This window comes from Flavobacterium sp. NKUCC04_CG (genome assembly GCF_019345525.1).
Lineage (GTDB): Bacteria > Bacteroidota > Bacteroidia > Flavobacteriales > Flavobacteriaceae > Flavobacterium.
Genome location: NZ_JAHKRA010000001.1, coordinates 154,258 through 170,624 on the forward strand (window position 1 = coordinate 154,258; position 16,367 = coordinate 170,624).

A 16,367-nucleotide genomic window follows, 5' to 3' on the forward strand; every position below is an offset into this window, starting at 1 on the left:
ATTTGTACTAGCAAATATAATAAACTCTGACTGCTTCGCTTCAATTAAATGGTGTTAAAAGCGATTTTATAGCCGATTTAGAGGATTCGAAGATTTCATAGAACAACTCTTATACGGTTTTACATACCAACACTTAACTTGACTCCATATACCCATCAAAAATTAAGAGCGCTGCATTTTCTCATTAGGATATGTTAGACCTGGTTGTTTGGATTAACTTATACAAAAACAAAACACCCCCTAACCCGTAAATACGAGTAGGAGGTGTTCTTTAAAACGCCACAAAAATTCATTGGATCTTGCGAGTTCCCTTCTATCCATCGACCTAGATTCGATAGCTCACCGCAATCTCCAATTGACCAACTATTGTTTGATGACTCTTAGGGATTGCGTATCCGCTCCAGCAAAAATCTTCACTATATAAGTCGCTTTTGCCAAAGTACTCATATCGATTTCAACCGAAGTCGCAGCAGCATTTGTCTCAAGAATCAGTTGTCCACTCAACGAGTAGATTTCCACTTTACTGATTTTCTCTTTATAAGAGATATGCAATAAATCACTTACCGGATTTGGATAGTAATACAATTGTTTTTCATCAAAACGCTGTGTTGACAACTTAATTTTTACCGTTACCGCAAACGGCGCTCCCCAACAGTCTTCTGCGGAGAACAGTACACCGTAATATACCTCCTCATCTGTCAATGGATGATTTCCTGCTAAACTGTTGTTATTCTCTTGAGCATCGACTAGAGACTCAAACCAAACGACATTGTCTTGGTCTGTCACTAAATCACCAACTACTGAATCTCCTTCAAATTCTTGTAGAGCATTTCCAGTTGGTGCTAGTGGTATATCATTGATCGTTAGCTGTACTGCTGTTCTTGGCGATTCACATCCGCCCAGGCTTTGACTTAAATAATATGTTCTGCTCGTCAAGAGCTCCGTAGCTTCCATCGCAACAGTACTGTCGAGTTCCATATACCAGTTTGCAATGGCATTGGGCAAAAGTTGTGGATCTAAGTCTCCTACGGCAATTGGTCCGCATATAGAATCTGGGCTAAAATCGGGTGCAATAGGAGCCGAATTGACCACAATATCCACTGTAGTTCGTACTGATTCACAACCCTGATTACTTTGTGAAAAGGAATAAGAACCCGTTGTCATTAAAATGTTTGTGTCAATCAAATTATCAGCTGCATCATACCAATGTAAGGTATTGTTCGGATCGTATGTCACATTTATATCCTGTAAATACGTAGTGCCACAATATACTTGTGAGGTGTATAGTGGCGGAACAGGTGGAGTTAGCAGATTGACTGTAAATCTTTTGGGGATCGATTCGCAATCATTAATAGTTTGAGACACATAGTAGTCTCCCGCTTCCAATATATGAGTTTCTGGAACGGGTGTACTTCTATCTGCCGATCTATACCATCTTAAATTTTGACCTATGGCCACAAGTTCAGAGATTGCCGTTTGCTGACACAACATATGCGTTTCATCAATTTGCACTTCTGCAATATCTAAGGTAGTCACATTAAAAACTTTCGTTTTTTCACAAGTTTGTATCGCCATACTAGCTATCACCTCCGTAGCTCCCATTTGACCAGCTCTATAATACACCTTATTAGCATGGGTGTCTATTGAATAAGGAATCGTCGCGGTTTCATCTAAAAACAAACTTCCTGCCGTGGCAGTCCATTTTACTTGAACTGGGAAAACCTGCTTGAATTTAATATTAAACCTGTTTTTAGATATATTTATATTGGTCCCATTATATTCATAGACTACGCTATAAACAGCTGTGTCGGTATAATTGGTCCTTGCACTGCTCGAAGAGTCAATACCATCATGTGCAATCTCGATGATTAAATTGGATAAACCGTCCCAATCATAATTGGTATCAAAAAGAATTTCTTGCCAGCCTGAAGCTGTGTGAGTATATGTTTTTGGTGTAAATACCGTTGTAAAGTCAGCATTGATAAAATCGGAATAAATAAATTTGCCTAAATTTGTTGGTGCTATTTTTACTGTATAATTGTCGTTATCGGCGCTAGCTCCTAAGGTCGTTATATCAAATGATAAAGAACCTATGTGTCCTTTAGTAAGCCCCGAATTTCTAAGTTCTTCCGCGGTAAATATCATTTGGACCCGAGCAGATCGTCGGTAATTATTAAATGCTGATAAATTAGAATTGAAATACGATGGTGAATCCGCTCCTATTTGCTTAACGACAAAATCAGGATCCACGACTTCTAATGGTAGTATATCAGAAACACAACCCGCTGGAAGGTCTGAACTTGGAATATACGTTGGCTCAAAATCAGAAATCACTAAAGTATTTAAATCTAGAATGGTTTGACACTGTTGCCCACTAGATTGCGAAGCAGTCAGTGTATATTTTTGAGCTTCATATTGATCAAAAGTCCAACCGTTTACCGCATTACCACTTACGCCGACAGACGGGTTCCAAGAATAGGTGTCATAAGAACTAGCTCCTTCTTCTATGGTAACTAGCCCTGCGCCTATGCCTTCACAAAGGAGCAAATTAGTAGTATTTAACCTTAACTCAGGAGCAGGCAATACCGTAGCGATGATTTCCTGCCTTGGAGATACACAACCCACTTCAAATTGGAGATTGTAAAAATAAAAATAGTACCATGGAACATGAGCCCCTCTATAAGAGGCTGGAATACTCACCACACCATTAGATTCCTGAAAGGGATATGCTATTTCTACATCATCATCGTCATCATATAATAATCGTAATCCTGAAGATGATTTAATCAATAATCGATAACCATTTCCCGCGGTAATTTCTGTGTTCAAAGGTATGGTTACCGCGCCATCCCCCTCATTAAAAGTAATATCTACGTTTCCAGTCGAATAAATTTCCTGACCCGATGAATTAACAATCTTAAGATCCAAGGTACCGGAGCTTGTTGGGTAAACATCCACACTTTTCAATCGAATATCTTGTGAAGTATTAAATACTATTCCGTGATTATCCAAAGCACTGTATTCCGTCATCAGTTCAGGCTGCATTCTCCCTACTTGTGTGTCTATCGAGTTTAAAGTTAGCGTAGATACCCAAAAACGAGTTGTCTCGTTTAAAATCGGTGTGATTAAGGTATTAACATTACTAATAATATTACCTCCTAATTCGCGATCATACCATTGCACGCTAGCATTGGCGACATCTGCACTAAGTGTTGCAGCATTCTGTCCACAAACAGTTGCGGCAGTTACTGTCATGGGAGGAAAAACACAAGTGGTTCTAATTGGAGTACCCGAGGTCCATCTGCTAACACTAGTAGCAGTGCATTGATATCTTAAATACAGCAAATAATTGGTTGAATCTAGTAAATTGGTAAAGTCTTTAGTAAGAACGCTATTAGCTGTCGTTCCTGTTTCTACTAACCCCACACTACCACTACCAGCTGCTCCACTCGTTCTCAATTCGTACTCACATCCCAAACCGGATAGTAGATTGATGTTTAACCAATTTACCGTAGCTGTCGTAGCGGTTACATTGGATACAGAGATCATTTGGGGTTCCAAACAATTTGGAGTTTTTAAGGCACTAACAGCAAAAACATTAAGTACCGCCCCAGAATTAGCCGTTTTCGTGATAATTACTGCAGTCGGTTCTTTAGTATAGTTGATGACATCTAGGGGAATCTCAACACTAAATAATTTTGGATTACCGGAGGGTGCTTCAATATGATCATTGGTCACGTTGATTCTACCTATACCAGAGATGACAATGTCCCCGACACTTCCGCCATACCAGTCGGCGACTCTTAATCCACTGACTGTTTGTGAGCTTCCATCACTAAATTTGACGGTCGCACTTAAAAATGCTGAATAATCACCAGCGCTTCCACCCGTAGTCAATAGATACATTTTCTGCATCTTCACAGAAGAAGAGAAAACCAGCGTATGTGAACTGTGAAGCTCAGTAATACGCAAGGAATTGTTCCGATCGTAAGGTTGCATTTGAAAGCTCAATCCCGAAATGTTGCTTGCCGTAATTACACCGTCAATAGGCAAACCAACGGTTGCTGCAGGCGAGTTGGCATTAGCCTTAAAATCCCTACTGAGAAAATTGAAATTGTCACTATCCACCCTATGGGTTGTTGATGCACTTGAAGGTCCCGTACCGTTGGCGATTACGTCCGAGTTAAAACCGGAGGACACTCCAATAATTTCATATTCTTGAGCTAGACCACAAGTGCAGCATAGCAACAAAAAAATGTTTAAAAAAAATAAAGTAGTTTTTTTCATTACCAAAAATATGTTTTGTTTATACTAAAAACAAAAATATGCGTTTTGAAAATAAATCAAAATAAAAGATAATTTTTAACAAAATTCACAATAAAACAAACAAAAACACATATTAACACAAAAAAAACAAGCATAGCTACCCATGCAGCGCCTTGTCGGTTTACACCATTTATTCCAGGATTGTAAAAGAGATGCGCTTTGCGAATAAATCAATTGAAAAATTAATACCATTTAAACTTAAGTAACTGAAAACCTGCAATTAAACACCTTAGGTTGAAATTTTAAGAATCTTAAAAAAACCATTAATTCTTTAGAAATTCCAAAAATACTTGGCAAAAAAAATGGCTGTCTTTTTTGAGACAGCCAAGATTTATTTATTTTTTAATCAGATTTTTTGCTTTTTGCTTGCAGTCGCATAAAAAGCAATTCCCACACCAGCCAACAGTAAACAGGGTAGGTAATCTCCTATAGGAACCGGCAAATCATCCTCACCTGGAGGTGGGGTCGGCGCATACGGATGTACATCTCTAGGATCTGGCTGTGCATATACTCCGTAAGCCGAGGTCAAACAAAAGAACATAAAATAGCCTATTAATGTTTTCGATATCTTTTCCATCATTAATCGTTTTATAAATTAAAAAATCAATTTTTTCGTCATCTTTTGTCCCGATTTACTCTGAATTACTATAAAGTAAATACCTTTCGAATATGCCGCATATGGAAATTCAAATCTAGTCTGATTAAGCTCTTTGCCGTGGTATATTGCTCGTCCATTAAGGTCAAAAATTTCAATATTATTCAATAGGGCTTTTCCTGTCTCAACAACTAAAATTTGATTGTTTTGGAAAACCACTATATCGCTATTGCTATGCATGTCATCTATGGACAAGTTCGGTTCTTTAAATACTAACGAAAATCGATTGTCAAACCTTCCTATTGCTGATGTAAAAACATAATCCGCAATTGTTAATTCAACGGTAGTATTCGCTAACGCATCTTTTAAATATACCTTTTGATCAACTGCAAACAAGCCGTCTTTAGCCGCTATTTTTAAACTAAAAACCCCAGCTGAAACCGCTGTAAACCTCAAGGCAATTTCATCGTCTACACTAAAAGGCAGACTCTTTCCTTGAATAGCTAAACTTTCGTCATTTAATAAAGAAGTAATACTGTTGGTGTTTTGATCTAATTGAACCGCGTCAAACATACGGTCTTTTTGATTGGTTGCCCCTTCAATATACCCTACTAAGGTTTGATTTTTACTGTTTTCTGGAGATTTCAATTCCATCCATATTCTGTGTTTTTCTAATTCGGGCTCGTTTCTATTAAAAAACGGAGCTCCCGAATCAACACGCATATCATTGGTAAACAAAACCTCAGAACTCGCTAGTGCCTCGACAATAAAACCCTGAGCTACTGAAAGCTGTGCTGTTGGAATTTGAACACTGTTATCAGCAGCTACAGATCCCGTGGTATTGTAAACCGCAAAATTATTGGCTGCATAATTTTGAGTTTGCTCATTAAACGCATTGGTATTGGTATATAAATATACCGCTCCTGAAAGGTTGGTGTTTTGAGCGAGAAATAAATCGGCATGAATCGTCGAAGGGTATGGGTTTCCAATTAAATTGAATCCAGAACCTACTGCGCTCACCGGTATTGTATAGTTTCCATTGTTTAAAACGCCTTCAAAAGCTGCCTCAAATATCTGCGGCTGTTCCGTAAAGTTATTAGGTGCTCGAACCCCAAAAGCCTTAGCCCCTTCAAATACGGTTGCCGCATGGATTCCCGTAGTAGAGAACTGATTTAAAGCGGTATCGTAACTATAGAATCGGCCTTCTATCGTCTGGGGTGAAAAGTTGTACAAATTCTGTCCAGAAACCGGGCTACCCCAAAGTATATAATCCAGTCGTTTTAAAGGCAAACTATTTTTACGCACTTGTACCACTCCTGTATTTATAGCTGTAGCAGTTTGAATTACCGCTGCCTTATCGTTAATTATAAAGCTTCCACGATTATCGATATCTCCTACGGTAAGCACATGATTTGAGCTTAATGTTAAGTTTTTTGCAGGATTTATCTGTATGCTTTTTGCTATTAAATCCGTTGTTGAAACAAAGTCTGCATCGATAATTACCTTTTTATTTGCGGCTGGAATCCCATTGCTCCAATTGGTTCCATCCCAAATTGTTTCTTCGGATTCCCCAGCAATATAACAAGTCCAAATGATGTCGTCTAAGGCAATTTGTGCGCCAAGTGATTTAATTTCTAAAGTTACATCATCAGCTATGTTTATTCCAGTTACTTGAAAAACCACTACTGTCGCATCAACGCCACCTTCGAAAACCGGTTCAAAAATTTCTTTTAGGGTTCCGTTAATCCATAATTCTAATTTTCTTGGTGCACTAGACGAATAGGCCTTTCTGGTTTTAACGCTAAAATCTCCTATACCATTAACCAATTGAGTAGTTAATGAACTACCCGCTTTCATTATGGCGCCTTTCCCATCTATTTGATATAAGGCGTCATTTCTCAAATCAACATAATTCCATATATAACCGTTTTCTCCATTGAAGCTGCCACTTCCATAGGTATTAGAAACAAAACTAGCTCCATCGAAAGTTTCGAATCCGCATTGGTCGCCACCTGGATTAGTGATTTCATTGACCAATACTACAAATGTTGTTGTATAGGGTTCGTAATTTTCATTACCTGCTTGTACTGCAGTAATAGTGGCGGTTCCGACTCCGTCCATGTGAAGCACATTGCCTGATATTCTTACTATATCTTCAGCCGAGCTGCTATATGATATATTTAGATTTGCCGACGTTTTTTCTAATAAGGGAAACGGTAAAGTCCCTAAAGGAAATACTTTGTCAACCAATCCCTCTGTCAGTTGTATGGCCTTCACTATTTCTACAGTCATAATTACTGCTTCACTAACACCTACTGCATTTGTAACAATTACGGAAACAGGAAAAACGCCAACTTGCATTGGAGTACCCTGGAATACGTTATCTACCAAAGTTATCCCATTGGGAAGCAGCCCGGTGACTTGAAATGAAATCGGGTTGTTTGAAGCTTGAATAGGACTATTTAAAACTTGATTGTAAACCCCTTGAACAGCTGTATTAACAATTTGAGATAGTTCACCCTCCGCAACGTCTTCTTGAGAGATTACTTTTATATCGTCAATAAAAAAACGGGAGTTAGCTGCTTGTTCTCCTTCAAAAACAATTTTAGAGTTGGTTGTTCCTGCTGATATTTCTACGGTGTATAGCGAAAAAGCACCTTTAACCAAAGTTACACCAGTAACAGAAAGGCTTCCCCCTCCTTCGATTCTTACTTTTAATTGTGTTTTTTCATTATTAGAATTCCACGCACCAGCCCTAAACGTTAAGGTAGCCGCTCCATTAAGACCTGTTAATTCGGGTGTTTTTAAATTTCCTAAAGCACTCCCTGTACCCAGTTTCAAACACGAATCGCCTTTAAATCCTCTTGTAAATTCAAAGCCGTCAAAGTTTATTTGGGTGTTACTTGCAGCCGATCCCGACCAAATACCATCATTCCCCCCTGTTCCACTGATTGTACTGAAATCTTGATCGAGAATAACAGCCTGAGCAAATCCTATGCTCGAGACCAGGAGCATGATGAGACAAGCTAAATGCTTCGTTTTGTGTAAAAATGTTCTCATAAATAAATCGTTTTTAATTTTTTACTAAACTAAAAATTCCCTTTTTATAAACACCCTGTGATAGCTTAACGAATTGTTATGCTTACATTAATGAGACAGTCATCCAATTTTTTTTTTATAAAAAGAAATTCTTCACCATAAAAAAACCCCAATTGATTGCTCAATTGGGGCTTTTAGTACTATTTAAAAAGAAATTTAATGCTTTACAATCTTCACAAATTGTGTTTGACTGTCTGTATAGATTTTCACCACATAAGTAGCTGTAGCCAATCGGCTCATATCCACTAAAACGATGTTGTCTGAAGCATGCTGTGTCAAAACGCGTTGTCCTGTTAGAGCATATACTTCGACTCTAACGATTGTTTCTTTATAAGTTATTGTCAAAATATCTTTAACCGGGTTTGGATAATAATTCAACTTAGTCAAATCAAAATCGTTAACACCTAGAGTCGGATTGATTTTCACCGTAACTGCAAAAGGCAAACTCGGGCAACCCGCTGCAGAATGAACCACTCCATAATAAACGTTTCCATTTATTAATGGCATGTTTGCTGCCAAACGATTATTGTCAAGAAGTGCATCTTCTTCAGAACTATACCACACCACATTGTTTTTATCAAGTACTAAATTAGCGATGACGCTATTTTGTGCTTCCTCAAATTCTTGTAGTGCATTTCCGTTTGGAGCTGCAGGAATAGGGTTAATAGTAACCTGTATGGCTTTTCTAGGAGACTCGCAGTAGTAAATCGACTGACTTACATAATACGTTCCCGATTGAAGCAAGGCATCATCAGTCAAGACTGCGCCACCTTCCGCTTGTTTGTACCATTTGACAATCATTCCCGTAGCCACATTTACCTGTAGATCGCTAACTTTTGCTTCTCCACAGAAAGCTTGCGCACGAGCATTTGGTGCTGTCGTATTACTAACGATATTAACGCCAATTCGAACACGAGCAGATTCACAATCTCCAATCTTCTGAGCTACATAATAAAGACCTGAACTTAAGTTCTGGTTATCACCTAAAGCAACTCCACCAGTAGCCACATTGTACCATTTTACTTGCGCGCCTGGTAATGTTGTAACTTGTAAATCCCTAACTGTTGCAGTAGCTGTACAGAAATTTTGATTTTGAGCCGTAGGCATTGCAACTGTTTCATAAACTGAAACGTTAACTGCTATTCTTGTAGACTCACATCCGTTGCTACTCTGAGCTACATAATAAGTTCCTGTTCTAAGGAAATCATTCGGAGACAATACTACATTAGAATCCATAGAAGTGTACCAATTAGCTACTGCTCCAGGAGCCATTTGTACTGCTAAATTAGAAACTCGCGCTGTACCACAATAAATTTGAGTAGCCGTAGCCGTAGGAATTCCAGGAACTGGATTCACACTAATATTAACTCGTGTACGATCAGACTCACAAACCGTATTGCTTTGAGATACATAATATACCCCTGTTTGCAAGGCAATATCGCCCACAATCAGATTTTGATTGGCATCATACCAATTTAAAGTATTTGCCGTATCATAAGTAACTTCCAAATCAGACAGTACAGCCGTTCCACAAATATTTCTATTTGGTGAAATCGGTGCAGTCGGTTTTACTTTAATAACAATCTCAACTGGTACTCTAGTGGTAGATTCACAATTTCCAATTATCTGAGTAACAAAATAAGTTCCCGTTGTAACTATAGTAGTCGGAGCTAAAACCACTCCTCCAGTTGCCTGACGGTACCATTTAAAAGCTGCACCCTCTTGACCTGTAGCAACTAAGTCCGAGATTCGAACTGCACCACAAAACTCTTGATCTTCTGCAACAGCATCGGTAATTATAACGGTTCTCACAGTATAGGTTTTCACCAAAGGACATCCATTTCCAGAAGAGACATTTGCTACCAAATCTTCATAACCTTCCGTTTGCCCTTTGTAATAAACCTTCTTAGCAGAGGTACCGGCTACATAAGGAACGGTTCCCGCTGCATCTGTGTAAACATTTGTAGCAGGAGACCAAGTTACTTTATAATCTCTTTCTCCTTTAAATACTACGTTATATCTATTTTTACTTTGAGTAGGGGTTCCTGTAGTACCGAATAATAATCGGTTTTCAGTTCCTGCGGTATAGTACGTATTAGCATTATTAGCTAAATCTGCACCTGTGTGTGAAATCTCAACAATAATGTTAGAAGTTCCATCCCAAACATAAGGAGTGGCGAATACAATTTCTTGCCAACCGCTATCTGTATGTGTATACGTACTCGGTCCATAAACCGTCGTAAGACCTGTTGTTACATATGCTGATGATGCAAATGCATTTAAGGCAGTAGTTGCAATCTTCACTATGTAATTGGCATTGGTCAAACGAGATCCTGGAGTAGCTATATTAAAAGATAAACTCGAAATATTTCCAGCTGCTATTCCAGCCTCATTTAACTCCGCAGCTGTAAATAGTAATTGCGATTTTCCAGCCGTAAATCTATTGTTAAAAGCCGTATTATTATCGTTATTCCCAGATACGGTAGTACCGGTACCAAATGTGGCTTGGAAATTTCTAGTATATTCAACCTCTAACATCTGAGTTTCCTCTTCACACACAACAAGGTCTGTTTCAATGGGGGAGAAAGTTACCGCAGGTAAAAGCTTAACCACTACATTTACTTTTTTCATTACTTCACAAAAATCACCTGAGGTTTGTTTTGCAATTAGTGTGTATTCTGTACTTACAGTCGGATTAAACACCCATCCTGTTTGTGCATTACCACTAACTCCTGCAGCAGGTGACCAAGTATAAGTATTATAAGTAGCTAAATCGCTAGTCACAGTAACCACACTAGAAGTTTCTCCTTCGCAGATAATCACATCTAATGTACTTAAAGAAACAGCAGGTGCAGGGCTAACCACCACATCTATTTTCTTTCTACCTGACAAACAAAGATCATTCCCTGTTCCAGTAGTTCCCTCAACCCAGTACGATTTATTGGCAGTCAGCAGTGGTGTTGTAAATGTCAATCCTTCTGAAAGGACTACGCCACCGGTAGCCACATCGTACCATTTAAAAACTCCTGTAGTTCCCGTTACTGTTACCGTTAAATTCACTGTACCTTGTCCACATATAGCAGCATTTTCCACTGTGAAATCGGTATAATTACATAAGGTAGTAAACTTGGTAGCTAAGGTCCATTCGGAATTGGTAGTAGCAGAACATTTTGAACGAATATAAACCGAATATTCTGTTGCAGGTACCAATCCGGTAAGTGCTTTGGTTAAAATTGTATTGCCCAATATTTCAGTGGCAAATCGACCAACTGCGCCTGAACCAGCAGCCCCAGCAGTTCTAACCTCATATTCATAACCATTAGTAGGAACTGTAATAGGTGCCGTCCAATTCATTGTAGCCGTATTTTTGGTTACATCGTTAACTCCTAAATAAGTAGGTTTTAAACATGCTGGCACCACACCCGTTTCAAAAATAATTTGAGGGACATAAGTATATCTTGTACCCACACCAGGATTAGCTGGATTTTGCACCGTAATATCGCTACGGGTAGAAAACCCACGATTAGCACCCGGAGTATCCATTCTTCTAAAATTAGCTCCAGCTGATCGAGATGGCGTATACTCGTGAACGCCGATAACAATATTACTTGTTCCATCCCAAATAAATGGTTCCGTAAAGGTAATTTCTAACCAACCTTCTATTGGATCTCCTACTGGATAGGTCACCTCGCCATCAAACACCTGTTGCATAGCTGTAATAGGCACCCACTGGTCAACGCTCGTTGCAGTAAATTCCGTTTTAGCCGTGTTTCCCATAAAAACTTTCCAGTCCTTATAAGTAGCGGTTGCCGAAGTAGTTCTGATATGGAATTTCAACTTCGTTATAGCTTGTCTTGTTGTTGCTCCAGCAGCACTACTGATTTCGCTAGCAAGATAAATTTGTTGTGTATAATTATGATCCCAGTTTGAACTCATTGGTAGCTCAGCGGTTGTTACAACACCACTACCAACAAATCCACTTACTAAAGTTTTAAAAGACATAGGAATTGCACTCCAAGCACTAGATTCTGTAGCAGTACATTTATTCCTAAACCACACATAATACTGAGTATCAGGAATTAATGCTGTTAAGTTTGCAAACATATTCGGAACATTAACAGTACCCATAGGCGCTGTAGTACCAATAGGTGCTTGTGCTAAACTCGTAGCATAAAAATACTCCGTTCCTAGAACAGTTGTCGAATTCGTCCATTGCACCTTAACCGAATTGATAGTCAAATCGGAAAAGCTGTATGAAGAAACACCAACACAGCTCGGCGCCGGCTCTGCAATCAGTACCACTTGTGGTACATATTGAAAACGTTCACTTGCCGCAGGAGGGTTATTTGGATTTGGGTTTGATGCTACGGCATCTACCCTATAGAGTAAGCCACGGTAATTAGTACCGGTATTCATTCTTCTAAAAGTTGCTCCAGCAGTATTCCCTGGAGTATTTTCGTAAACTCCAACCACTATATTACTTGTTCCATCCCATAAAAATGGCTCTGCAAGCGTGATTTCCATCCAATCTCCAGCAGCTGCATCAGCAGGAAAAGTCACTTCTCCATCAAATACTGTTGTCAATTGCGATGTAGGAATCCATTCTGTGGCAGTTGTAGCACCAAATGCAGCCTTGGCGGTATTACCCATATAAATCTTCCAATCTTTATAGGTGGCATTTGCTGTGGTAGATTTATAATGAAATCTGACTTTCTTTATATATCGCTCCGTACCTATAACCCCAGTCACTTCACTAGCTAAATAGATTTGTTGAGAATAATTATAGGAAAAACTAGAGTTTACAGGCAAAGTTGTAGCCGTTGTTTCTCCTGTACCAATTAGACCATTTGGATTGGTTACAAATGTATTCCCTTCTGTCCACTGACTAGTTTCAGTAGCGTTACATTTTACTCTAAACCAGATATAATAACGTGTGTTTTCATTTAAACCTTGTATTACACCTTCTGTAACTCGACCGATAAATTCTCCTGAAATATCCGTATTTGGATCTGGTACTGCGTCGGAAGTAGATAAATAATACTCTACGCCAACTATAGGTGCCGTTCCAAAAATAGACCAAGTATATTTTACTGAATTATTTGTAACATGGTCAAACATTAAGTTTAAAGGCGCCAGACAAGGAGGCGCAGGCTCCGCATGTAAGACTATTTGAGGCACATAGTATTGTGATGTACCCGAGTTTAAACTTTGAAGATTTGGATTTGCAGTACCAAATACTCCCATTCCTCTTTTGTTAATTGTATTAATCTTTCTAAAAACAGCACCGGCCAATAAATCTGGCGTATATTCATTAACAGCAATTACCAAATTACTCTCACCATCCCAGATAAATGGTGTTGTTAATTCTATTTCCATCCAATCACCTACAGTAGGATTAGGAAAAGAGACTTCACCATCAAAAACCTGTTCTAATTGATTTTGAGCAATCCAAGAAGTTCCTGTTGCAAATTCGGTTTGATTGGTGTTACCAATAAATATTTTCCAATCTTTATAATTGGCTGTAGCTGCTGCAGATTTAAGATGAAACTGAATTTTTGTAATCACATTATCCGTTCCTATTGCTGCAGTTATTTCGTCTTTTAAGTAAATCTGTTGTGAATAATTAAATGCAGAACTCGATCGTAAAGGCAATTCACTTCCTACCAATTCCCCAGTACCGATTTGACCGATTAAGTTGGTTCTGAATTTATAAACCGTTGACCATTCACCAGTAGTAGTAGCATTACATTTCACTCTAAACCAGATATAGTATTGAGTGTTTTCGTTTAAGCCTGTCAAAGCCAATTCTTCTCCAGGTGCACTTACAATTCCCGAGGGCTGTGTTGTTTGAGTAGGAGCAGTTGCCGATGTCGAGTAGAAATATTCGGTTCCTAAATATGGATTTGTCCCGTAAATATCCCAACTGTATTTAATCGAATCGTGTCTCAAATCACTTGAAACAACATTTATAGGAAACACACATGTAGGTACATCTCGACTGACCAACGTCAGTTGAGGGACATAGGTGTATGTTGCTCCTGAAGTTAAGTTTTGAGGATCTGGATTAACCATATCTGTTCCCGTAATGATTCCTCTATTCCCTGCAGTATCCATTTTTCTAAATGCACCACCAAAAAGGAAACCAGGAGTAAACTCATGAACCGCAACGACTAAATTACTAACCCCGTCCCAAATAAATGGGGTTGTCAATTCAATCTCCATCCAGTTATCTGTAGGAGTTGGAAAAGTAACTACGCCATCAAACACTTCACTCAATTGGTTGTGGTTAACCCATGAAGATGTTGTTGCAAATTCCGTTTGATTAGTATTACCCATATAAATTTTCCAATCTTTATAGGTATCTGTGGCAGTAGTAGCTGTAAAATGAAATTTAACTTTTGTAATTAAATTACTTGTTCCAACCGCACCTACTACCTCTGCTTTAAGATAAATCTGTTGCGAATAATTATAACCGAAATTTGGCCTCATAGGCAAGGTCGTACTAGTTAATTGACCGGTACCGATTTGCCCCAAAGGAAGGGTAGTAAAAGTAGATACAGCTGACCATTCGCTAGTTGTAGAAGCATTACATTTTACTCTAAACCAAATATAATATGTCGTATTTGCACTTAATCCTGATAAGACAAGTTCCTCTACAGGTTGATTTATGAGTCCTGTCGGTACTGTTGTTTGTGTTGGTACTGTTTCCGATGTAGAATAGAAATACTCGGTTCCTAAATAAGGGTTGGTCCCAACAACTTTCCAGTTATATTTAACTGAACGACTCGTCAATTCACTAGATTCTACGTTTAATGGATATTGGCATGCAGGTAGCGGACCACCTTCCAAAATCAATTGAGGAACATAGTTATATGAAGTACCCGAGCTTAAATTTTGAGGGTCTGGATTAACCGTATCTGTTCCCGTAATCATTCCTCTTTTGCCGACAGTATCCGATTTTCTAAAAACACCTCCAGCAAGAAAACCTGGAGTATATTCATGAACAGCAACGACTAAATTGCTGACGCCATCCCAAATAAATGGTGTTGTCAATTCAATCTCCATCCAATCATCTGTAGGATTTGGAAATGTAACAACACCATCAAAAACTTGACTTAGCCTACTTTGAGGAACCCATGCAGTTCCCACTGAAAACTCCGTTTGATTAGTATTACCCATAGAGATTCTCCAATCTTTATAGGTAGCTGTAGCCGTTGCCGATTTAAAATGAAATTTAATTTTTGTAATTATATTATTTTCACCAACCGCATTAACTACCTCGCCCTTCAAATAAATCTGTTGCGAATAATTATATCCGAAATTGGGTCTTATAGGTAAGATTGTACTTGTTGTTTCACCTCCTCCAATCTGCCCGATACCCGTTGTCGTAAATGGCATTGATAACCAATCAGTTAATTGAGAATCCGAACATTTTGAACGTATATAAAGTACATAAGCCGTTTGTGTTGCAAGTCCGCTCAATACCACATTAACATCTGTAAATAAAGCAGTCGTAACTAATCCTATAGGTCCCGAACCTGCCAAACCTGAAGTCCTCAATTCATATTCGTATCCCATTGCTGGTACCGTTATAGGTGGCGTCACTGTAAATGATGCCCTTGTACCAGAAACAAAAAAATCAGTAACAGCTCTTGGTTTAAAACAAGTTTCCGCAGGTCCAAATGTCATTTTTATATTAGGACGATTGTTACTAAGTGTTCCATTATCACTATCTGTTGAAGGCGTATTATCCTTCTGTAGTGTCAAATGTTTGTTAGTAGCTGAAGAATATCTCACTGCATTTCCATTTGCACCTCCGCCATTACCAGTTCCACCAAAATTAGCTTCTACTAAAACCATCAAGTTATTTGCATTACCCGTATAGTTGAAAGCAGCCATAAGACTTACACTATTCCAACCTACCACAGGTGTCATTGTACCCTCATATACTAAAGTGGCACCAGCAATTAAGGTACTCCATGGAACGGATGTTAAGACACTAGCCGTTGATTCCTTTAGATATATCTTAATGGGGCGAGGTCCCCTTTCTCCAACAGTAGCATACCAGGCTAATTGCTGAATATTTCCGACACTTTGTACTTCTGCCGCAGTATATATAGAGGCAGAGCGATCAAATCCAAAATGATTTCCCAAGGGAAATCGTTGAGTGTCGGTTCCCGTACCAATCTCAACCTGTCCCCAAGAAGACATAATATTGAATAGTACAAAAAACCATAATAGTAATAGTTTCTTCATTTTTACACGAGTTATTTAGTTAGTGGGCGCTAAAATAATATATTCTTCTAAAGAAAAGAGTTTTTTATAAACTTTAACTTTTAGACAAAAA

The 16,367-nt window shown here is 38.6% G+C and carries 4 protein-coding genes; all 4 read right to left on the reverse strand.

From position 1 onward, the window contains the following. Positions 1 to 363: 363 nt before the first annotated feature. Entirely contained in the window at positions 364 to 4,287 is a 3,924-nt protein-coding gene (locus KO524_RS00715; RefSeq protein ID WP_219288197.1) for a T9SS type A sorting domain-containing protein, read from the reverse strand. 385 nt (positions 4,288 to 4,672) lie between these two features. Further along, complete coding sequence (locus tag KO524_RS00720; protein WP_219288199.1) at positions 4,673 to 4,903, reverse strand: hypothetical protein; 231 nt, start codon at positions 4,901 to 4,903, stop codon at positions 4,673 to 4,675. 18 nt (positions 4,904 to 4,921) lie between these two features. After that, a complete protein-coding gene (locus KO524_RS00725) occupies positions 4,922 to 7,981 on the reverse strand; it encodes a T9SS sorting signal type C domain-containing protein (RefSeq protein WP_219288201.1) in 3,060 nt (1,019 codons plus the stop codon). Between the two features lie 195 nt (positions 7,982 to 8,176). Further along, positions 8,177 to 16,276 (reverse strand): T9SS type A sorting domain-containing protein, encoded by an 8,100-nt coding sequence (locus KO524_RS00730; protein ID WP_219288203.1) that lies wholly within the window; start codon positions 16,274 to 16,276, stop codon positions 8,177 to 8,179. Between the last annotated feature and the right edge of the window lie 91 nt (positions 16,277 to 16,367).